The organism is Streptomyces sp. NPDC001700 (genome assembly GCF_053596435.1).
Genome location: NZ_JBSFGE010000009.1, coordinates 115,916 through 135,996, shown reverse-complemented (window position 1 = coordinate 135,996; position 20,081 = coordinate 115,916). Strand labels below are relative to the sequence as shown.

Genomic DNA, 20,081 nt, shown 5'->3' with positions numbered 1-20,081 from the left:
GCGGGTGTGGTCGTTGGGTGGGTGACAGGCGTGTTGCCGCCGGGCTCGCGGAACGGGAGGGGGCAGGGTGGGTGTGCTGCGTGAGCTGTCGGCGCCGTTCGTCGTCCCCGGTCCGTCCGGTGTCGCGATCCGTACGCGGATCAAGGGCCTGACCGTGGAGGACGAGGAGGTTTTGCGGCTGGTCGGCGCGCATCTTGGGACCTTGGCTGCGCGTGACCTGAAGCGGCGCTGTGCCGAGGGGCTGGGGCACTCCGCGGACTCGTGGGCGGCGCGTAAGCGCGCTGTGACCGGGGAGTCCTCGTCGCGGTGGGCGGGCAGTATCACCAAGGCCACGCACGACCAGTGGGCGTTATCGCGGCGTGTGCAGTACGCCCACATCCAGGTCCTGGAAGCCGGTGTTCGCACCATCGCGCACCGGTTGTCGCTGCCGGTGGGCGCGAAGGGAACGAAGCGGAGCCCGGGCGGCTACCGCACCCAACAGGAGTGGTTCACCAAGGCACGCCGCCTGCACCTTCTCGAAGACCGGCTCGCTGCCCAGCGTGCCGACCGCGAAGCGGGGCGTGTACGCGTGGTGCGAGGAGGAAAGCGGCTGGCCCGCAACCGCCACCACCTCGAACAAGCACAGCTCACCGAGGCCGGGTGGCGGCAGCAGTGGGAAGCTGGACGCTGGTTCCTCCAGGCCGATGGTGAGAGCGGGAAGCGGCTGGGGAACGAGACGATCCGCGTCACCCCGGACGGGCAGGTCAGCATCAAGCTCCCGGCGCCGCTGGCGCATCTGGCGAACGCCGCGCACGGCCGGTATGTCCTCACCGGCACCGTCGCCTTCCGCCACCGGGGCCAGGAGTGGGCCGACCGCGTGGCGGCGAATCGCGCCGTGGCCTACCGCATCCACCTGGACGTGGCCCGCTACCGCTGGTACATCACCGCCTCCTGGACCATCCCGCCGGTCAAGATCGTTCCGCTGGCCCAGGCCCGCGCCGGTGGCCTGGTCGGTGTCGATACCAACGCCGACCACCTGGCGGCGTGGCGCCTGGATGAGTACGGCAACCCGGTCGGCGACCCGCGCCGGTTCGCCTTCGACCGAGACGGACCGGCCACCTACCGCGACGCCCAAGTACGGCACGCGCTGGTACGCCTGCTGCACTGGGCCAAGCGCCACGGCCTGAGCATCGCGATCGAGGACCTGGACTTCCAGGCGGACAAGACCCGCGAGAAGCACGGCAGGCGGAAGCGGTTCCGCGAGCTGATCTCCGGCATGCCCACCGCCAAGCTGCGGGCACGGCTGGCCTCGATGGCGACCGAGCTCGGCATCACGATCGTGGCCGTCGACCCCGCGTACACGTCCAAGTGGGGCGCCCAGCACTGGCAAAAGCCCCTCACCAGCCAGAACAGGAAGACCACTCGCCACCATGCGGCAGCGGTGGCGATCGGAAGGCGCGCCCTGAGGCACCCGATCCGGCGACGGACGGCACCGCCCCCGCACGACCAGAGCGATGGTGCGGGGCATCGGACCGTCCAGGCCGCAACGGGCACCCCGGGGCGTGAGGAAACCCGCCCCCGCATCCCCGGACCACGCACACGATGCGTGCGCGCCGGACGCGGAGCGAACGCGGGTGACCAGAGGGGGCACCTCCCAGCGGTAGCTGGGGGAGCCCAACACCGTCCGGGGCACCCGGCTGAGCACGAGTCCTGGAACCAGGACTCACTACCACTCAGTCTTTAGGAACGGTACTCGGTGCGTCATGACCATGTGAGGTCAGGCCCCGCCCGGATCGCCGGGCCGTCCGTGAAGGAGTCGCGGCTGTGTTCTTCATCGACACCCTGGACATCGAAGGCCTGGGAAACCGCAGCTATCTCGCGGGCGGGCCGCACACCGCGGTCGCCGTCGACCCGCCCCGGGATGTCGACGCGGTGATCGCCAAGGCCGCCCGGCGGGGCGTGCGCATCGCGTACGTCGCCGAAACCCATGTGCACAACGACTATGTGACCGGCGGCCCGGAGCTGGCCCGGCTCACCGGGGCGAGCTACCTCGTCCCCGCCGAGGCCCGGGTCGCCTTGGCCCGTACGCCGGTGGCCGACGGCGATACGTACCCCGTGGACGACGACCTGGTGCTGCGCGCGGTCGCCACCCCGGGGCACACCCCGCATCACACCGCCTATGTGCTGGAGGAGGCGGGGCGCGCGGCGGCCGTCTTCACGGGCGGGTCGCTGCTGATCGGCGCGGTGGGGCGGCCCGATCTGGTCGAGCCGTGGCTCACCGTGCCGCTGGCCAGGGCCCAGCACACCTCCGTACGGCACCTCGCCGACCAGCTCGGCGACGAGGTGCCGGTGCTGCCCACGCACGGCTTCGGCAGCTTCTGCTCCTCCGCCCAGGCGCGGGGCGACGCGACCACGATCGGCCGGGAACGCGACGTCAACGACGCATTGACGCTGGACGTGGAGCCGTTCGTCGCCCGGCTCCTCGCGGGGCTGGACGACGTGCCCGCGTACTACACCCACGTGGGCCCGATCAACGCGGCCGGACCGCCGCCCGTGGACCTGACGCCGCCCCGGCGCGCCGACCCCCGGCAGCTGGCCGCACGGCTCGCGGCGGGGGAGTGGGTGGTGGATCTGCGGAGCCGGGTGGCGTTCGCCGAGGGGCATGTCGCCGGGACCCTCAACTTCGCGAGCGACGGCAAGCTCGCCACGTATCTGGCCTGGCTGATCCCCTGGGGCAAGCCCCTGACGCTGCTCGCCGAGACGCCGGGTCAGCTGGCCGGGGCCCAGCGGGAGCTGGCCCGGGTCGGCATCGACCGCCCGGCCGCCGCCGCGCTCGGCGCACCCCGGAACTGGGTCGCCGAGGGCGACCGGCTGGCCTCGTTCCCGTGCGCCGACTTCGCCGCGCTGGCGGCCGCCCGTCGCCGTGGGGACCGGGTGGTGGTGCTCGATGTGCGCCGCGACTCCGAGCGCGCGCACCGCCGCGTCGGCGAGTCGGTGCACATCCCCCTCCACCAGCTGCGGGGGCGGCTCGGCGAGATCCCGGAGGGGACCGTGTGGGCGCACTGCGCCACCGGGATGCGCGCGGCCATCGCCGCCTCGCTGCTGGACGCCGCGGGGCGCGATGTCGTCACCGTCGACGATGACTTCGACGCGGCGGCGCGAGCGGGTCTGACCGAAGGGCAGGTGTGAGCGTTCAGGCGGGGCGCTGCAGGACCATCAGGCTGCGGTCCACCAGGGTCAGCCGGTCGCCCGCGGCGACCTTCTGGCCGCTGCCCGGCTCCACGCCCTCCGGGACCGCCGTGTCCACGATGACCTGCCACTGCTTGCCGTGGTCGACGGGCACGACGAAGTCCAGGGGCTCGTGGTGGGCGTTGAACAGCAGCAGGAACGAGTCGTCGGTGATGCGCTCACCCCGCACCCCCGGCTCCGAGATCGCGCTGCCGTTGAGGAAGACCGCGAGGGACTTGGCGTGGACGGCCTGCCAGTCGCGCTGGCGCATCTCCTCGCCCTCGTGGGTGAACCACGCGATGTCGGACAGCTCGTCGTGGGTGCCCTCCACCGGGCGGCCGTGGAAGAAGCGGCGGCGGCGGAAGACCGGGTGGTCGCGGCGGAGCCAGATCAGCGAGCGGGTGAAGCGGAGCAGCTCCAGGGCCTCCCGGTCCTCCTCCACGGCGTCCTTGCCGGGGAGGGGCCAGCGCACCCAGGAGGTCTCGTTGTCCTGGCAGTACGCGTTGTTGTTGCCGCCCTGGGTGCGGGCGAACTCGTCGCCGTGGCTGAGCATGGGCACGCCCTGGGAGAGCATCAGGGTCGCGATGAAGTTGCGCATCTGGCGGCGGCGCAGCACCCGCACCTGAGGATCGTCGGTCTCGCCCTCGGTGCCGCAGTTCCAGGAGCGGTTGTAGCTCTCGCCGTCCTGGTTGGACTCCCCGTTGGCCTCGTTGTGCTTCTCGTCGTAGCTCACCAGGTCGCGCAGGGTGAAGCCGTCGTGGCAGGTGACGAAGTTGACGGAGGCGAGCGGGCGGCGGCCGTCGTTCTGGTAGAGGTCGGAGGAGCCGGTGAGCCGGGAGGCGAATTCGGCCAGGGTGCGCGGCTCACCGCGCCACAGATCGCGCACGGTGTCCCGGAACTTTCCGTTCCACTCGGTCCACAGCGGCGGGAAGTTCCCCACCTGGTAGCCGCCCTCGCCGACGTCCCACGGCTCGGCGATCAGCTTCACCTGGCTGACCACCGGATCCTGCTGCACCAGGTCGAAGAACGACGACAGCCGGTCCACCTCGTGGAACTGGCGGGCCAGCGTCGCCGCCAGATCGAAGCGGAAGCCGTCCACCCGCATCTCGGTCACCCAGTACCGCAGCGAGTCCATGATCAGCTGGAGGACGTGGGGGCTCCGCATCAGCAGGGAGTTCCCGGTTCCGGTGGTGTCCATGTAGTACCGCCGGTCGTCGGTCAGCCGGTAGTACGAGGCGTTGTCCAGCCCCCGGAAGGAGAGCGTCGGGCCCAGGTGGTTGCCCTCGGCGGTGTGGTTGTAGACGACGTCGAGGATGACCTCGATGCCCGCCTGGTGCAGCGCCCGGACCGCCGATTTGAACTCCAGCACCTGCTGCCCCCGGTCGCCCCAGGACGCGTAGGCGTTGTGCGGGGCGAAGAAGCCGATGGTGTTGTAGCCCCAGTAGTTGGCCAGCTCGGCGTCGACCAGCCGGTGGTCGTGGACGAACTGGTGTACGGGCATCAGCTCCAGCGTGGTGACGCCCAGCTCCGTCAGATGCTCGATGATCGCCGGATGGGCCAGCGCCGCGTACGTCCCGCGCAGCTCGTCCGGCAGCCGCGGATGGCGCATGGTCAGGCCCTTCACATGGGCCTCGTAGATGACCGTGCGGTGGTAGTCGGTGCGCGGCGGACGGTCGTCGCCCCAGTCGAAGTACGGATTGACCACGACCGAGGCCATCGTATGGGGGGCCGAGTCCAGGTCATTGCGCTTGTCGGGGCGGTAGAAGTGGTAGCCGTAGACCTCCTCACCCCAGTCGATCTTCCCGCTGATGGCCTTGGCGTACGGGTCCAGCAGCAGCTTGGCGGAGTTGCAGCGGTCGCCGTGCTCCGGTTCGTACGGGCCGTGGGCCCGGAAGCCGTAGCGCTGGCCCGGCATGATGCCCGGCAGATAGGCGTGGCGGACGAACCCGTCGGTCTCGCGCAGCTCGACCGCGGTCTCCGAGCCGTCGTCGTGCAGCAGACAGAGTTCGATCCGCGTGGCGGCCTCGGAGAACACCGCGAAGTTGGTTCCGGCGCCGTCGTACGTGGCGCCCAGGGGATAAGCGTGTCCCGGCCAGACCTGCATACGCCGACTCTTCCACTTCTTCTCCCGGGGCCGCGAGCACCGCGGGCCCCGGCCCGGAACCGACCGACGACGCATCCTTTCCCAACTTCGGCGGGAGAACGGCGGTTTCGGTGGAACTTCCGCGCGGGGGAGGCAACCTACGGCCATATCGGTTCGCCCTACCGGGTGACGTCACGTCTTCTGCACTCCGCCATCACAACCGCGCCGCCGAAGAGGAAGGTTGAATCTCAGGTCGAACCGGAGTGTCGCACCGCCCCCTCCTGAGCAGTAGTCTGCGGTGATCGTTGGAGCGGGGGCGGAAGGCGGTGCACAGGTGAGCTCGGGCGGGCTGGAGCTGCCCCCTGGTGACGGAGGTCCCGGGGGTGACGGCTCCACCGAGGCACCCCCCGGTGCGGTGTCCCTGGTGCGTCCGATGGAGATCGGAGCGGAACTGGACTGGGGCGCGGACGCCTGGGACGAGGTGCGGACGCGCGCACGCCGGGCCGGGCGGGCCTACATCTGGCTGAATCTGGTCGAACAGCGGCTGCGCGCGGTGGTCGGCGCGGTGCTCCGGCCGATCTACGAACCCGTCCACGGCGACGACTGGGTCATCGCCGCCGCCGGGCCCGCCGGTCAGGAGTGGGTGCAGCGGGCCGTGGCGGTACGGGAGGTGAGCCGCCGTAAGGGCTATCTGCTCGACCCGGCCGACGACAACGTGCTCAGCTTCCTCACCCTGCCCCAGCTGCGCGAACTCCTCGTCCAGCACTGGCCGTGCTTCGAGCCCTATCTGGATGACCGGCGCGAGGTGGAGCTGGCTCTGGACGAGCTGGAGGTCGCCCGTAACGTCGTCTCCCGCAACCGCGCCCTGTCCGGGACCGTGCTGGCCCAGGCCGAGCGCGCCTCGGCCCGGCTGCTGGAGATCCTGGGCAGCGGTACCGGCTCCCCGTCCACCGACCGGCTGCCCATCGACGCGGTCGAGGATCTGGTCGGCGACCGGTACGCGGATGTGGTGGGCGTCCATTCCGACCGGGTGCGGCTCCAGCGGCAACTGCCCGTCGAGGACCTGTTCGCGGGCGCCCGGCGGCTGGACGCGGTCGGCATCGGGCTCAACCTGCTGGTCCAGAACTACTCCGGCCGCCGCCTGGTCCGGCTGGCCGAGGCCGGGTGCCGGGCCCGGCTGCTCTTCCTCAACCCCGCGAGCAGCGCGGTGCGGCGGCGGGAGCGCGAGCTGGGGCTCAAGAAGGGCGAGCTGAGCCGTTCGGTGGAGATGAACATCCTCCATATGCGCCGGGTGCGCGCCGCCCTGCGCGACCCGGGCGCCTTCGAGATCCACGTCTTCGACGAGACCCCCCGCTTCACCGCCTACCTGGTCAACGGCGACGGCTCGGACGGCCTCGCGGTCGTCCAGTCGTACCTGCGCAAGGCCCGGGGCATGGAGGCCCCGGTCCTGGTCCTGCGCGGCGGCGGCCGGGGGCGCGAGGTGGTGCGCGAGGGGCGCGACCCGGACGTGGGCGACGGCGGCCTCTTCGGCACCTACCGGGAGGAGTTCGAGAGCGTCTGGGCGGACTCCCGTCCGGTGTCCTGACCCCTGGCGCCGAGTCCGCGCAGGTCCGGTGGCCTAGCGAGCGGCCGGGCTCCGCACCCCTTGCCTTCGTGTGCGCTCCAACTCCTACCGTTCACCGCCATGGAGACCATGGCGCACAACAGGACGCTGGGCCGCAGTGGCATCGAGGTGAGCGCCCTCGGCTTCGGCTGCTGGGCCATCGGCGGTGAGTGGTGGTCCGTCGACGGGCAGCCGCTGGGCTGGGGCAGTGTGGACGACGAGGAGTCCGTACGGGCCATCCGGCGCGCGCTCGACCTCGGCGTCACCTTCTTCGACACCGCCGACGTGTACGGCACCGGTCACAGCGAGCGCGTGCTCGGCCGCGCTCTCGGGAAGCGCCGCGGCGATGTCGTGCTCGCCACGAAGTGGGGCAATGTCTTTGACGAGCGCGCCCGGACCCGCGTCGGCCAGGACGACTCGCCGGAGCATGTGCGCCGCGCCCTGACCGCCTCCCTGCGGCGTCTGGACACGGACCACATCGACCTCTACCAGCTCCACATCTCCGACGCCGACCCCGAACGCGCGGCCCGGCTCCGCGACGTCTGTGAGGAGCTGGTGGGCGAGGGGCTCGTCCGCGCGTACGCGTGGAGCACCGACGACCCCGCCCGGGCCGCCGTCTTCGCCGAGGGCCCGCACTGCGCGGCCGTTCAGCACCGTCTGAACATCCTCCAGGACGCGCCCGAGCTGCTGGAGCTCTGCGCGGGGTCGGACCTCGCGAGCATCAGCCGCAGCCCCCTCGCGATGGGGCTGCTCACCGGCAAGCACGCCGCCGGGCGCGCCCTGGAGAGCGGGGACATCCGCAACGCGCCGCCCGCCTGGCTGCCGGGGTTCACCGCGAACGAAGGCGCCGATCCGGTCTGGCTCCAGCGGGTCGACGCCCTGCGGTCCGTCCTCACCAGCGACGGCCGCACCCTCGCGCAGGGCGCCCTCGCCTGGATCTGGGCCCGCGACCCGCGGACGGTCCCCATCCCCGGCTTCCGTACGGTCGCCCAGGCCGAGGAGAACGCGGGCGCGATCGCCAAGGGGCCGCTCAGCCCCGGGCAGCTGGCCGAGGTGGACCGGATCCTGGGTCGGTGAGCGCGTCGGGGGCCGGGTGAGGGGACCGTACGGTACGGGCCGTCCAGCGGCCGTCGGTGCGGGCGATGTGGACCGGGTGGTCGAAGCACTTGGTGATGTGGTCGGTGGTCACCACCTCGTCCACGGCGCCCGAGGCCAGGCACTGGCCGTCGCGCAGGAGCATCGCGTGGGTGGTGGACGCGGGCAGCTCCTCCAGGTGGTGGGTCACCAGGACCGTGGCCAGGTCCGGGTGGGCGAGGCGGAGGGCGTCGAGGCTGTCCAGCAGCTGTTCGCGGGCGGCCAGGTCGAGGCCGGTGGCCGGTTCGTCGAGCAGGAGCAGCCGGGGGCGGGGCATCAGGGCGCGGGCGATCAGGACCCGGCCGCGCTGGCCCTGGGAGAGCGTCGGCCAGCGGGCGTCGAGCTTGTCGCCGATGCCCAGGGTGGTGAGCAGGTGCTCGGCCCGTTCGCGCTGGGCGGAGTCGGGGTGGCGACGGGGGACCGGCTCGACCGTGTTGGTCAGCCCGGTCAGGACGACGTCCCGCGCCCGCAGCGGGGAGCGCAGCGGGTGCCGGGGGTCGACATGGCCCACGTACGCCCGCAGCTCCCGCAGATCGACCCGGCCCAGGGTGCGCCCGAGCACCTCCACCGCGCCCCGGGTGGGGTGGGCGTGCGCGCCGAGCAGGCTGAGGAGGGTGGATTTGCCCGCGCCGTTGGGGCCGAGCAGGGCCCAGTGCTCGCCCTGGCGGACGGTCAGCGAGACGGAGCGCAGCAGCGGGGTGCCGTCGCGGACCACATCGACGTCGTCGGCCTTCAGGACGGGGGCGTTCGGGGCGGGGGTGCCGGGCATCGTTCCTCCTCGGCGATCAGTGTCATCACGGATTCCAGGTTCTTCACGGTGGCGGCGATCGCGGCGTCCGGGTCGCCGTCCGCCAGGGCGTCCAGCAGTGCCGCGTGGGCGCAGGTCAGATCGGGCAGCCCGGTCTCGTGGACGACCATCTCGACCAGCTCCTCGCGCAGCACCGGCAGGACGGAGGTGAACAGGCCGAGCAGCACGGCGTTGCCGGACAGCTCCACGACCGTGCGGTGGAAGGCCAGGTCGGCGTCGACGAAGGCGGCGGGCCCGGCTCCGGCCGCCTTCTGGCGGCGCTTCAGGTCGTCCGTGAGCCGGGCGATGTCCTCGGGGCGTACGCGGCGGGCCGCGAGCCGGGCGGCCTCGACCTCGAGCGCCCGGCGCACCTCGTACACCTCCAGCAGCCGGGCGCGGCGCAGCAGCTGCCGTACGTCGCGCGCCTCGCGGGCCTCGCGCGGCTCCTCGGCGGCGTAGGTGCCCGAGCCGTGGCGTACGTCCAGCAGGCCGTCGTGGGCCAGCAGCCGGACGGCCTCGCGCACCGAGGAGCGGCCGACGCCCAGTTCGGCGGCGAGGGTCACCTCGCTGGGGAGCCGTTCGCCGGGGCGCCAGCGGCCCTCGCCGAGCATCGCGCGCAGCGCGGTCTCGACCTGCGGCACGACGCGGCCGTGCCGCAGTGGTGAGGCTTGTGCCATCTCGTCTCTCCCGGCGCGGTTGTTGACCATGTCCCATGGCTTCGCGGACTCTAGCAGAAGTCCTCAGACGTCTGAGGAGTTGGCCCGTGGGGTCCCGCCCCCCGGCCCGTTGTCAGTGGTGCGTGCGAAGGTGACGGCACCTGGGGGAAGCACAACAAAGGGAGGGCAATCGCCATGGGCTGGCACAGGGAGCTGCTGATCGGGTTCGATCTGGAGACCACGGGCACGGACCCGAGTACGGCACGGATCGTGACCGCCGCGGTGGTCGAGGTGCGCGGTGGGGAGCCGATCGGGCGGCATGAGTGGCTGGCCGTACCGGAAGTGCCCATTCCGGACGATGCGGTGGCCGTGCACGGGATCACCAACGAGCGGGCGGCCGCGGGCCGCCCGGTGCGCGAGGTCGCCGACGAGATCGCGGACGTACTGGTGGCGCACTGGCGCACGGGCGCGCCGGTGGTGGCGTACAACGCGGCGTTCGATCTGAGCCTGCTCGCCGCCGAGTTGGACCGCCACGGGCTGCGTTCGCTGAGCGAGCGGCTGGGCGGCGCGCAGACCGGCCCGGTCGTGGATCCGTACACGATAGACCGCGCCGTCGACCGCTACCGCAAGGGCAAGCGCACGCTGGAGGCGGTCTGCGGGGAGTACGGGGTGGCCCACGAGCGCGCCCACGAGGCCGGGGCGGACGCCCTCGCCGCGGTGCGCGTCGCCTGCGCGCTCGCCGAGCGCCACGGGCAGGTCGCCGGGCTCGACCTGTGGGAGCTGCACCGCAAGCAGGTCGGGTGGTACGCCCACTGGGCCGCCGACTTCCAGTCCTGGCTGCGCCGCAAGGGCACCCCGGACGCGGTCGTGGACGGCGGCTGGCCGCTGCGGGATGCGCGGGCGGCGGTGGGCCGATGAGTTCCGGCCGCCCGGCCGGTCCGTACAGATGAGGGGGAACGGACCGGAGAAGGAGAGCGAACGATGACCGACCAGACCTCGCGTATGGACCTCGGCCCCGCTGCGGCTAGGGTCACGGCGCTGCTCAGCGGCGTCTCGGACGACCAGCTCGGGGCGCCCACGCCCTGCCCGGCGTACTCCGTGGGTGACCTGCTCGACCACTTCATGGGGCTGGCCATCGGCATGCGCCAGGCCGCGGAGAAGGCCCCCGGCGAGGACCCCGGCCAGGGGCGGGCCGAGCGGCTGGCCCCCGACTGGCGCGATGAGCTGCCCCGGCGGCTGGACGCGATGGCCGCAGCCTGGCGCGACCCGGCCGCCTGGCAGGGCACCACCCAGGCCGGTGGCGTCACCCTGCCCGCCGAGGTCATGGGCATCGTCGCGCTGGACGAGCTGGTGATCCACGGCTGGGACCTGGCCCGCGCCACGGGGCAGCCCTACGACTGCGCTCCGGGCTGCGCGGAGGCGATCGCCGGGTGGCTGTCGGCGTTCCCGGAGGAGGAGCAACGGGGCGAGGCATTCGGAGCCGTAGTCCCCGTACCGAAGGACGCACCCGCCCTGGACCGCGCCATCGGCCTCAGCGGCCGCGACCCCGCCTGGACGCCCTGACGCGCGCGCACCGCGCGCCCCACGCCGGGCCCGCGCCCGGCACGGCATCGCGCGGTGCAACCAGGCACCTCCCGACGCCCGCGTGGCACCGAGCGGTACCGGACAGGGCGTCTCGGGGCGCCCGCACGGCGCCCGGCACGGCGTCTCGCGGCGTCCGCGTGGCGCACCGTGGGGCCTGGCGCGGCCTCTCCCGGCGCCCGGCACGGTGCCTCGCGGGGCGCGGGGCGGCATCTCCCACGCCTGGCACGGCGCCTTGCGGCGCGCGGCACGGTGCCTCCCAACACCCGCACTGCCGCCCAGGTCACCCACTGGAACGCGGTCTGGGGGGCTGGTCGAATCCTCGGGCTGCTCTCCACCGCCGCCCTGCGGATGCGCGGTGACGACCGCCACCGGCACGCTGCCGCTGGCGGCGGTGTGTGCGGTGCTCGCTTGCGCTGGGTGTGAACTCCCAGCGCCTGCAGGGCACCTAGCGGCGCCCGGTACGGTGCCTCGCGGCCGTCCTGGTATGCCGCGCTCGCGGGGGCCTGGCGCGGCGTCTCCCAGCGGCCCGCACGGCACGTCGCGGCGTCGTGCTCCGCGCCTCCCCCCGGCTGTGCCCGAGGTGGCGCGGCTGCGGCTGGAGTTCTCGCGCCCTTTCGCTGGTCCGCGGCGGCGGTTGGTGGCGGAGGCGGGGCGGGCTTTCGGTCTGGCGCCGCGCGCCTGGGTGCCCCCGGGCGCTCAGAAGGCGTGCCAGCGCACCGCTTCGTCGCCTTCCCGCAGTGAGGCGACCCGGCGGTGGAACTCGGTCAGGGCCGCTGGGTTGCCCGGGGCGTGCTGGGCCACCCACGCGCAGCTCGCCGTCTCCCGCGCGCCCCGCAGCACCGCGCACCCCGGCCACTCCCGCACATCCCAGCCGTACGCCGCCGTGAACTCGTCGTACGCCGCCGCGCCCAGCCCGTAGCGGTCCCGGGACAGGGCCATCACGACGAGGTCGTGCTCGCGCAGGTCGGTGGCGAACGTCTCCAGGTCGACCAGGACCGGGCCGTCCGGTCCGATGTGCACATTGCGCGGCAGCGCGTCGCCGTGGATCGGGCCGGGGGTCTGGTGCGGGGTCAGCTCGGCCGTGGCGGCGGCGATGTCGTCCCGGCGGGCGCGCAGGTACGCGGCGTCCGCCGGGGCGATCGCCTCCCCGGCCAGCCGCAGCCAGCGCTCGACCCCGCCCAGCAGGTCGCGGCGCGGCAGCGCGAGGTCCGGCGGGGCGTCCGGCAGGGCGTGCACCTGCCGCAGCAGCGCGGCGAGGTCGCGCGGTTCGGCGGGGCGCTCGGGCGGGCGGAGCTGCTGCCAGTAGGTGACCAGGTGGCCGTCGTACGCGAGCGGCTGCTCCGGGCCGAAACGGCGGTCCGGGCGCACCGTGGGCACCCCCTCCCGGGCCAGCCAGTCGGCGACCCGCAACTCCCGCGCCGCGCGCTCCCGTACGGCCAGGTCGCGGCTGACGCGGACCACCAGGGCGAGGTGGTCGAGGGCGAAGACGGCGTTCTCGCCGAGCGCCAGCAGCCGGGCCCCGGCGGCGCCGCCCGTGCCGTGCGGCAGCGCGGCGTCGAGCACCGCCCGCGCCCGCTCCTCCGTAAACCCCGCGTCCGCCACGCCGTACCTTCCCGAACCTTGCCCAACGGGCCGAACCGCCCGTCCCGGACCGCCCAGTCTCGCACCCGGCCGCGCACCGGTCCCACCGGCCGCTGGGCGATCCGCGCCCCGGCGAGCTGGTGCGCCGACACCGCCGAAGCGCATCGCATGCCGCCCCGGCAGCCACCGGCACCGACGCGCCGCCCGCCCTCGACGCGTACACCTTCGATCGCGTCGGCGGCGCGGGCTGCGGTTCGGGGTATTCGGCCGCGAGGTCGACCGCCTCCAGGATGACGGCGCCTCGTTGCGCTGGATCACCCCGGCGGCCACCCCCGCAGTGCCCTTGGCCGGAGGCCGAACGGCCCCGCGTCGCCGGGGTCCTTGACGGCGCCGTGTGCCGTCCGCACGATGACGGGCGTGACATCCACGACCGCGACGGCGCGGTCAGACAAGCCTCCGGCTCGCGGGCCGGACGGCGGCGGCGTCCCCGCCGCGCGGCGGGGGCCCGGCAGCGGCCACGGCGCGTGGTTCCTGGTGCTGCCCGCGCTGCTGCCGATCCTGCTGCTCAGCGTCGGCCCGCTGCTGTACGGGATCGCGCTGGCCTTCACCGACGCCCAATCGGGCCGCACCGAGCCGACCCAGTGGACCGGGCTGCTCAACTTCCAGGACCTGGCCCGCGACACGCTCTTCTGGGAGTCGTTCCGGATCGGCCTGGTGTGGGCGGTCGCGGTGACCGTTCCGCAGTTCGTGCTGGCCCTCGGGCTGGCGCTGCTGCTCACCCAGAACCTCCGCTTCCGCTGGCTGGCGCGGGCCCTGGCGATCGTGCCGTGGGCGATGCCCGAGGTCGTCGTCGGCATCATGTGGCGGCTCGTCTACCACCCCGACGCGGGGCTGCTCAGCGACGCCCTGGGCACCGACCGGGACTGGCTCGGCAGCCTCTCCACCGCCCTGCCCGCCGTGATCGTCGTCGGCATCTGGGCCCGGCTGCCGCAGGTGACGGTTACGCTGCTGGCCGCGCTCGCCAACGTACCGCGTGAGCTGCACGAGGCCGCGGCGATGGACGGCGCGGGCGCCTGGCGCCGCTTCCGTACCGTCACCTGGCCCGCCATCAGGCCGGTGGCGCTCGCGATCAGCGCGCTCAGCCTCATCTGGAACATCAACTCCTTCGCGTTGGTCTACGTCCTGACCGGCGGCGGACCCGGCGGGCGCACCCGGCTGCCGATGCTCTTCGCGTACGAGGAGGCCTTCCGCTACGGGCAGTTCGGGTACGCGGCGGCGATGGGTTGCGTGCTGGTCGCGGTCGTCTCCGTGCTGCTCGCGGTCTTCCTTGTCGGCAGGCTGAGAGGGGACGACGCATGAAGCGGGCCGCCCGTGCCGGGCAGTATCTCGCCCTGCTGGGCTACCTCGTCTTCCTCGCGTTCCCGCTGCTGTGGCTGCTGTCCACCGCGTTCAAGCCGCCGCGCGAGCTGGCGAGCCCGGACCCGAGCTGGTTCCCGGGCGATCCGACGCTCGACAACTTCCGGCAGGCGTTCGACGAGCAGCCGCTGCTGCGGGCGGCCGCGAACAGCCTGACCGCATCCGTCGCCGCCGCGGCCATCACCGTCGTCATCGCGACCCCGATGGCGTACGTGATGGCCCGCCACCACCGCTCCGCGCTGTCCCGGGCGGCCACCGGCTGGGTCGTGGTCAGCCAGGCGTTCCCCTTCGTCCTGGTGATCATCCCGCTGTTCCTCGTGCTCAAGAACCTGTACCTGATCAACTCCCTGACCGGCCTGATCATGGTGTACGTGGTGTGGTCGCTGCCGTTCGCGCTGTGGATGCTCGCGGGGTATGTCCGGGCCGTGCCGGGGGAGTTGGAGGAGGCCGCAGCGGTGGACGGGGCGGGACGGCCGCGCATCCTCGTCTCGGTCGTCATGCCGCTGCTGGCGCCCGGCCTCGTGGCCACCGCCCTCTTCGCCTTCATCACCGCATGGAACGAGTTCTTCTTCGCGCTGGTGCTGCTCAAGACCCCGCAGAAGCAGACCATGCCGGTCATCCTCACCCACTTCATCGGCGCGGAGGGCGTCGCCGACCTCGGCCCGCTCGCCGCCGCCTCGCTGCTCGCCACGCTGCCCTCGCTCGTCCTGTTCGCCGTCATCCAGCGCCGGATCACCAGCGGGACCCTGGCCGGGGCGGTGAAGACCTGATGCGCCGCCGTACGCTGCTGTCCGGCGCGCTCGCCGCCCCCGCCACCGCTCTGGCGTCCGGCTGCGCGCCCTCGCGCCGCCGGGCCCGCGGCGGAAAGGTGACCCTCCGCTTCCAGTCACTCGCCTGGCAGAAGGAGTCCATCGAGGTCAACAAGCGGCTGGTGGCGGAGTGGAACGCGGCCCACCCCCGGATCCGGGTGGACTACGTCCAGGGCAGCTGGGACAGCGTCCACGACCAGCTCCTCACCTCCTTCGAAGGCGGCGAGGCGCCCGACATCATCCACGACGCCGCCGACGACCTCGCCGACTTCGCGTACGGCGGCTACCTCGCCGATCTGCGCGGGCTGCTGCCGGACCGGCTGCGGGACGACATCCCGGCCCGCTCCTGGGCGACCACCACCTTCGGCGACGGCGTCTACGGGGTGCCGTTCCTCCAGGAGCCGCGCGTGATCATCGCCAACCGCGCGCCGCTGGAGCGGGCCCGGGTACGGATCCCGACCGTGCGCGAGCCCTGGAGCTGGGCGGAGTTTGAGGACGCGGTACGCGCGCTCACCCGGGGCGGGACGTACGGGGTCGCCTGGCCGCTCAAGGAACCCGTCGCCGCGACCCTCGGCCTCGCCCTCTCCACCGGCGGCCGGGTCTTCCACCGGGGCGCCGACGGCAAGGTCACCGTCCGCTTCGGCGCCGCCGACCAGCGCGTCCCGCGCGCCATCGCCCGTACGGCGGCCAAGTCCACGCTCGGCATGGGCGGTTCGGACACCCTCCCCGGCTTCTTCGGCGGCAAGTACGCCATGGTGCCGCTCGGGTTCTCCTACCGTCAGCAGATCGTCCAGCAGGCGCCCAAGGGCTTCGCCTGGACGGTGCTGCCCGCGCCCGCCGGGCCCGGCGGGCGCGGGCAGCGTCAGGGCGTCAGCCCGCAGACCCTGTCCATCGCCGAGGACAGCCCGTACAAGGAGGAGGCCGCCCGCTTCCTCGACTTCCTGCTGCGTCCGCGCAACATGGCGCGGCTCGCGCTCGGTGACTGGATGCTGCCGACCGGCACCGGCGCGCTGCGCGACCGGGCGCTGCACACCACCGAGCACGGCTGGGCGACCGGCACGGCCCTGGCCGCCCAACTGCGCCCGGCCCCCGCCCTGTCGGTGCGCGGCTACCCGGAGTGGAAGGACAAGGTGGCCACGCCCGCGCTCCAGGAGTACTACAGCGGTGCCATAGGAATGGAAGGACTCAGGAAGCGGCTGATCAAGGACGGGGGTCTGGTGCTCGCCCGGTACCAGCGCTAGGGCCCGGCTGGAACCCTGGCGGGGTCAACTCCCGTACGAGCGACACCCATTGCCACGGCGCCACCTCGGCCACCACCACGTCCCGCGCCAGCCCCGCCCGCCGGAACGCGGCGGCCAGCCGCCGGGCGGGACAGGCCCGCCGCAGTGACGCGTAGAGCGACCCGCCGACCCCCGAGAAGCCCAGCTCCACCAGGCGCGCGTACGCCGCCCGCTGGTCCGGGTCGGTCAGCAGCGGCCCCGGGCGCCGGGTCAGCCGCAGAATCCCGCCGTCCACCCCCGGCACCGGCCGGAAGGCGGTCCGCGCCACCCGCCCGCACAGCCGCCACTCCACCTCCGGCCAGGTCCGTACGGTCAGCAGACTCCACCGGCCGAAGTCCCCGGTGCGCTTACGGGCGTACTCCAGCTGGGTGAGCAAGGTGGCGGAGGTGAGCCCGGGCGCCCGCAGGGCCCAGCCGACGATCTCGGCGGTGCGCGCGTAGGGCACATTGCCCACCAGGGCGAACGGCTCGCGCGGCGGCGCGGCGGTCAGAAAGTCCTGGTGGACGACGCGCACCTGGGGATACGGGGTGAGCCGCCTCCGCAGCCCCGGGACGAGATGGCGGTCGATCTCGTAGCTGATCAGCGCACGGCAGCGCGGGGCCAGCGCCTCGGTGAGCGCCCCCTTGCCCGCGCCGACCTCCACCAGCAGATCGGCGGGGCCGGGGCGGGCGGCGCGGACGACCCGGGCGACGGCGCCGGGGTCGGTCAGGAAGTTCTGCCCGTACGCGCGCCGCGCCTCATCGCGCGCGGTACGGGGGTGATGGTGTCGGTTGCGGGCCACGGCCACGGTCCTTTCGGAGCCGGGCGGGCGGCGAGGGCACACGGACGAGCGGGCCCGGCCGCCCGTCCGGAATGTGTGATTCCTGGACTGGCGGGGGCCCTGGCCACGGGCACGCGAAAGCGGGTGAACGAAGACAAGCGGAGACTGAGGACGAGCGGTTGGACCGTGAAAGCAGCGGTCAGCGGCTCGGCGTCAGAAGGGGCGCGTCCGGTCCGGCCAGGGCACCGGGGCCGCGCCGCGGGCGGCGGATGAGCGGGACATACGCGAGCACACGCGCCGCCGCGGCACAGCCGCGGGTGGTGAGGCGGGTGAACACGCCGATGCCGGGACTGCCGCCCATCGGTGTACTCCTCCCGTGCGCGCGTACGCGAACGACACGTATGCGGATCTCCGCTGTTTCCCCGGCACCGTACGGACGGGTCGGCGCGGGCCGCAACGGGTTTTCCCGGCGGGCCCGCCGCCGTACGGTCGCCGCACAACGCGACCGGCCGCGCGGCTCATGAGGAAGCCGCGCGGCCGGTTCAGGTCACGGAAGACGGAAGACGGAAGACGGAAGGAGCGAGGGCGTCAGACCCCGGCGTGCCGGTGCCGGTCGTCCAGGCCCGCGCCGGGCACCGCACCCACCGGGACGGGGGCGGGCGGTGTGGCGAGCGCCGCCTCGTCGTGGGTCAGGTCGGGCAGCCACCGCAGCCACTTCGGCAGGTACCAGTTCCGCTCGCCCAGCAGGGCCATCACGGCGGGCAGCAGCACCCCGCGGATCACGGTGGCGTCGATGAGGACGGCGGCCGCCAGCCCCACGCCCATCTGCTTCATGGACTGCATCGACAGCGTTCCGAAGATGGCGAACACCGCGACCATGATGACGGCGGCGCTGGTGACCACGCCCGCCGTGGTGACCACGCCGTGCACCACCGCGTCCCGCGTGGTGCGCCCGGCCAGCCGCGCCTCGCGGATCCGGGAGACCACGAACACGTGGTAGTCCATGCTCAGCCCGAACAGGATCACGAAGAGGAACAGCGGCAGCCACGACACGATCGCGCCGACGCCCTCCGCCCCGACCAGCCCCGCGCCCCAGCCGTGCTGGAAGACGGCGGTGAGGATGCCGTACGCGGCGCCCACCGACAGCAGGTTGAGCACGATGGAGGTGACGGCGATGGTCAGCGACCGGAACGACATCAGCATCAGCAGGAAGGCGAACACGACGACGAAGGCGAAGACCGGCGCGATCGCCGAGCCGAGCTTGTCGTTGAAGTCCTTGTTGGCGGCGACGGAGCCGCCGATCGGCGCGTCCACCCCGTCCACCGTGCCGAGCGTCGCCGGACGCACCTCGTCCCGCAGGATGTTCAGGCTCTTCTCGGCCTTGCCCTCGTCCGAGCCGCCGGTCAGCGGGACCGACACGATGGCCAGGTTCTGCTTCTCGTGGAAGGCCACCGTGACCGGGCCCGTGGAGGCGCCCTTGGTGACGGCCTCGGTACGGAAGCGGGCGATGGCGCCACGTACGGGCGCGGCGTCGATGTCGTCGGCCTTGACCACGACCTGGGCCGGGTCCGGTCCGCCGGGGAACGCCTTGTCCATGTGCTGGTATGCCTGGACGATCGGCATGGAGTCGCCGAATTCCTGGTCCAGCGTCAGGTTCGCGGTGTTCATGCTGACCGCCGGAGCGGCGATGGCGATCAGCGCGCCACCGGCCAGCGCCAGCGACAGCTTCGGCCTGTGCAGCACCCGGCCGAGGACCGCGCGCCACACCCGGCTCTCGCCGTTGCCCTTCCGCTTGGCGCGGGACACGAACGGCAGCTTGCCCTTCTCGACCCGCTCGCCCAGCAGCGAGAGCAGCGCGGGCAGTACCGTCACCGAGCCGACCATCGCCACGGCCACCACCATCAGGGTGGCGAGGCCCATCGCCTGGAATTCGGTGAGGCCGGTGAAGAGCATGCCCGCCATCGCCACGATGACCGTGACACCGGAGACCAGGATGGCCCGGCCGGAGGTCGCCGCCGCGATCCGCAGCGCGGTCTCGGCGTCCCGCCCGGCGGCCCGCTCCTCGCGCTCCCGGCGCAGGTAGAACAGGCAGTAGTCGACGCCGACGGCCAGACCCACCAGCAGCATCACCGAGTTGGCGGTGTCGTTCATGGGCATCCAGTGGCTGACCACCGCCACCAGACCGGTGGTGGCCAGGAACGCGGTCATCGCGAGCGCCACCGGCAGCAGCGCGGCCACCAGCGCGCCGAAGGCGATCAGCAGGATGCCGAGTGCCACCGGTACCGCCGAGTACTCCGCCTGCGCGAAGTCGGAGCCGAACGCGTCGTCGAACGCCTTGTCCCCGCTCGCGTCGCCGAACTCCTCGATCCTCAGGGCCTGATGGTCCCGCTGCGTCTTCTCCACCGCGTCCAGCACGGGCTGGATGCGGTCCGAGGCGGACTCCGCGTCGCCGCGCAGGTCGAACCGGACCAGCGCGGACCGCCGGTCGGCCGAGATCGCCTTCGTCGCGTACGGGGACTTGACCTCGGTGGCCTCACCGGTGCCGCGCACCGCGGAGAGCACCGCTTCGACCGCGCCCCGGAACTCCGGGTCGTCCGCGCTCACTCCGCCGCTCAATGCCTGGATCAGCACGGTTTCCCCGGCTGGTTCGACGATGCCCGCGTCGTCCAGAATCTTCACGACCTGCCCGGACTCTCCCGGGCGCTCCTCACTGCTGGTCGAATCGACCCGGCCCGTCATCGACCCCACGGCCAGCGCGAGGACGACCAGCAACAGCCAGCCTCCGACCGCCGTCCAGCGGTGCCGGGCGCTCCAGCCTCCGGCACGGGCGGCCAGCCCCCGTGGCCTGTCCAGTCGTCCTGTGTCCCCCACGACGTCCCCTTTTTCCATGGTGGCGACCCCATGCCGCGACCTTGGGACGACGCTAGGGCGCGGGTGTGTCCGGGCCCATCCTGCTGGCCGGTGATCCGGGGGGCGGCGCTCTCCACCCCGGGGAGGGGGCTAGCCCTACCCTCCCGGTTCCAAGCCCCTTACAGGTAAAGGGACTTGTCGTGATCGGGCCACGATGACGTTGCATATGTCACACATGGACCAGGATCTTGAATTGCCCGGTTCGATCCGCCAGGGTTTCGTCTCAGCTCGGAGTGATCCGAACACGCTCCGGTGCCATCGCGACCGTGTG

The 20,081-nt window shown here is 73.0% G+C and carries 16 protein-coding genes; 9 read left to right on the top strand and 7 right to left on the bottom strand.

From position 1 onward, the window contains the following. Positions 1-67 precede the first annotated feature (67 nt). Positions 68-1,723 carry an IS200/IS605 family accessory protein TnpB-related protein gene (locus ACWC5C_RS18980; RefSeq protein WP_450876633.1) on the top strand — a complete coding sequence of 552 codons (1,656 nt, stop codon included), beginning with the start codon at positions 68-70 and terminating at the stop codon, positions 1,721-1,723. An 80-nt stretch (positions 1,724-1,803) separates the two neighbouring features. Continuing rightward, positions 1,804-3,168 (top strand): rhodanese-like domain-containing protein, encoded by a 1,365-nt coding sequence (locus tag ACWC5C_RS18975; protein ID WP_450876631.1) that lies wholly within the window; start codon positions 1,804-1,806, stop codon positions 3,166-3,168. 4 nt (positions 3,169-3,172) lie between these two features. Here ACWC5C_RS18975 and glgX read toward each other — a convergent pair whose 3' ends face one another. Then, on the bottom strand, positions 3,173-5,311 hold the full coding sequence (gene glgX, locus ACWC5C_RS18970; protein WP_450876629.1) for a glycogen debranching protein GlgX: 2,139 nt from the start codon (positions 5,309-5,311) through the stop codon (positions 3,173-3,175). A gap of 313 nt (positions 5,312-5,624) precedes the next feature. On the opposite strand from glgX, the gene ACWC5C_RS18965 reads away from it, so the two are divergent. Together ACWC5C_RS18965 and ACWC5C_RS18960 are read left to right on the top strand one after the other, a co-directional pair. Beyond that, entirely contained in the window at positions 5,625-6,875 is a 1,251-nt protein-coding gene (locus ACWC5C_RS18965; protein WP_450876627.1) for an SAV2148 family HEPN domain-containing protein, read from the top strand. Between the two features lie 99 nt (positions 6,876-6,974). Beyond that, on the top strand, positions 6,975-7,970 hold the full coding sequence (locus ACWC5C_RS18960; RefSeq protein ID WP_450876625.1) for an aldo/keto reductase: 996 nt from the start codon (positions 6,975-6,977) through the stop codon (positions 7,968-7,970). On the opposite strand, the gene ACWC5C_RS18955 is transcribed toward ACWC5C_RS18960, so the two are convergent. Both ACWC5C_RS18955 and ACWC5C_RS18950 read right to left on the bottom strand, forming a co-directional pair. Then, positions 7,924-8,796: an ABC transporter ATP-binding protein gene (locus ACWC5C_RS18955; protein WP_450876623.1), complete on the bottom strand. Its 873-nt coding sequence runs from the start codon at positions 8,794-8,796 to the stop codon at positions 7,924-7,926. The two genes, ACWC5C_RS18960 and ACWC5C_RS18955, sit on opposite strands and share 47 nt — an antisense overlap. Continuing rightward, complete coding sequence (locus ACWC5C_RS18950; RefSeq protein ID WP_450876621.1) at positions 8,760-9,491, bottom strand: FadR/GntR family transcriptional regulator; 732 nt, start codon at positions 9,489-9,491, stop codon at positions 8,760-8,762. Before ACWC5C_RS18950 ends, ACWC5C_RS18955 begins: the two co-directional genes overlap by 37 nt. Positions 9,492-9,665: 174 nt before the next feature. Here ACWC5C_RS18950 and ACWC5C_RS18945 point away from each other — a divergent pair, with 174 nt between their 5' ends. Both ACWC5C_RS18945 and ACWC5C_RS18940 read left to right on the top strand, forming a co-directional pair. After that, positions 9,666-10,388, top strand: coding sequence for an exonuclease domain-containing protein (locus ACWC5C_RS18945; protein ID WP_450876619.1), 723 nt, complete (start codon positions 9,666-9,668; stop codon positions 10,386-10,388). Between the two features lie 63 nt (positions 10,389-10,451). Continuing rightward, complete coding sequence (locus tag ACWC5C_RS18940) at positions 10,452-11,033, top strand: TIGR03086 family metal-binding protein (protein WP_450876617.1); 582 nt, start codon at positions 10,452-10,454, stop codon at positions 11,031-11,033. A gap of 717 nt (positions 11,034-11,750) precedes the next feature. On the opposite strand, the gene ACWC5C_RS18935 is transcribed toward ACWC5C_RS18940, so the two are convergent. Then, positions 11,751-12,656: a phosphotransferase enzyme family protein gene (locus ACWC5C_RS18935; RefSeq protein WP_450876615.1), complete on the bottom strand. Its 906-nt coding sequence runs from the start codon at positions 12,654-12,656 to the stop codon at positions 11,751-11,753. Positions 12,657-13,043: 387 nt separating this feature from the next. Between ACWC5C_RS18935 and ACWC5C_RS18930 the strand changes: the two genes are divergently transcribed. From ACWC5C_RS18930 to ACWC5C_RS18920, 3 genes are read left to right on the top strand one after another with little or no spacing between them, the layout of a single operon-like run. Further along, the gene (locus ACWC5C_RS18930) at positions 13,044-13,994 is read left to right on the top strand and encodes a carbohydrate ABC transporter permease (protein WP_450876613.1); all 951 of its coding nucleotides are present in this window, start codon (positions 13,044-13,046) and stop codon (positions 13,992-13,994) included. After that, the gene (locus ACWC5C_RS18925; protein ID WP_450876611.1) at positions 13,991-14,821 is read left to right on the top strand and encodes a carbohydrate ABC transporter permease; all 831 of its coding nucleotides are present in this window, start codon (positions 13,991-13,993) and stop codon (positions 14,819-14,821) included. Before ACWC5C_RS18930 ends, ACWC5C_RS18925 begins: the two co-directional genes overlap by 4 nt. Beyond that, complete coding sequence (locus ACWC5C_RS18920; RefSeq protein ID WP_450876609.1) at positions 14,821-16,101, top strand: ABC transporter substrate-binding protein; 1,281 nt, start codon at positions 14,821-14,823, stop codon at positions 16,099-16,101. Before ACWC5C_RS18925 ends, ACWC5C_RS18920 begins: the two co-directional genes overlap by 1 nt. Here ACWC5C_RS18920 and erm read toward each other — a convergent pair. The 3 genes from erm to ACWC5C_RS18905 all read right to left on the bottom strand — a co-directional run bounded on the left by erm (position 16,061) and on the right by ACWC5C_RS18905 (position 19,789). After that, a complete protein-coding gene (gene erm / locus ACWC5C_RS18915) occupies positions 16,061-16,921 on the bottom strand; it encodes an ErmE/ErmH/ErmO/ErmR family 23S rRNA (adenine(2058)-N(6))-methyltransferase (protein ID WP_450876607.1) in 861 nt (286 codons plus the stop codon). The two genes, ACWC5C_RS18920 and erm, sit on opposite strands and share 41 nt — an antisense overlap. 178 nt (positions 16,922-17,099) lie before the next feature. Further along, positions 17,100-17,261 carry a hypothetical protein gene (locus ACWC5C_RS18910; protein WP_385445011.1) on the bottom strand — a complete coding sequence of 54 codons (162 nt, stop codon included), beginning with the start codon at positions 17,259-17,261 and terminating at the stop codon, positions 17,100-17,102. Positions 17,262-17,488: 227 nt separating this feature from the next. Continuing rightward, positions 17,489-19,789 (bottom strand): MMPL family transporter, encoded by a 2,301-nt coding sequence (locus ACWC5C_RS18905; protein ID WP_450876605.1) that lies wholly within the window; start codon positions 19,787-19,789, stop codon positions 17,489-17,491. Positions 19,790-20,081: the final 292 nt, after the last annotated feature.

Coding starts and splice junctions, on each gene's coding strand:
- ACWC5C_RS18930 (WP_450876613.1), top strand. CDS start 13,044: ATGACGGGCGTGACATCCACGACCGCGACGGCGCGGTCAGACAAGCCT.
- glgX (WP_450876629.1), bottom strand. CDS start 5,311: ATGCAGGTCTGGCCGGGACACGCTTATCCCCTGGGCGCCACGTACGAC.
- ACWC5C_RS18950 (WP_450876621.1), bottom strand. CDS start 9,491: ATGGCACAAGCCTCACCACTGCGGCACGGCCGCGTCGTGCCGCAGGTC.
- ACWC5C_RS18960 (WP_450876625.1), top strand. CDS start 6,975: ATGGAGACCATGGCGCACAACAGGACGCTGGGCCGCAGTGGCATCGAG.
- ACWC5C_RS18940 (WP_450876617.1), top strand. CDS start 10,452: ATGACCGACCAGACCTCGCGTATGGACCTCGGCCCCGCTGCGGCTAGG.
- ACWC5C_RS18945 (WP_450876619.1), top strand. CDS start 9,666: ATGGGCTGGCACAGGGAGCTGCTGATCGGGTTCGATCTGGAGACCACG.
- ACWC5C_RS18905 (WP_450876605.1), bottom strand. CDS start 19,789: ATGGAAAAAGGGGACGTCGTGGGGGACACAGGACGACTGGACAGGCCA.
- ACWC5C_RS18920 (WP_450876609.1), top strand. CDS start 14,821: ATGCGCCGCCGTACGCTGCTGTCCGGCGCGCTCGCCGCCCCCGCCACC.
- ACWC5C_RS18925 (WP_450876611.1), top strand. CDS start 13,991: ATGAAGCGGGCCGCCCGTGCCGGGCAGTATCTCGCCCTGCTGGGCTAC.
- ACWC5C_RS18955 (WP_450876623.1), bottom strand. CDS start 8,796: ATGCCCGGCACCCCCGCCCCGAACGCCCCCGTCCTGAAGGCCGACGAC.
- ACWC5C_RS18910 (WP_385445011.1), bottom strand. CDS start 17,261: ATGGGCGGCAGTCCCGGCATCGGCGTGTTCACCCGCCTCACCACCCGC.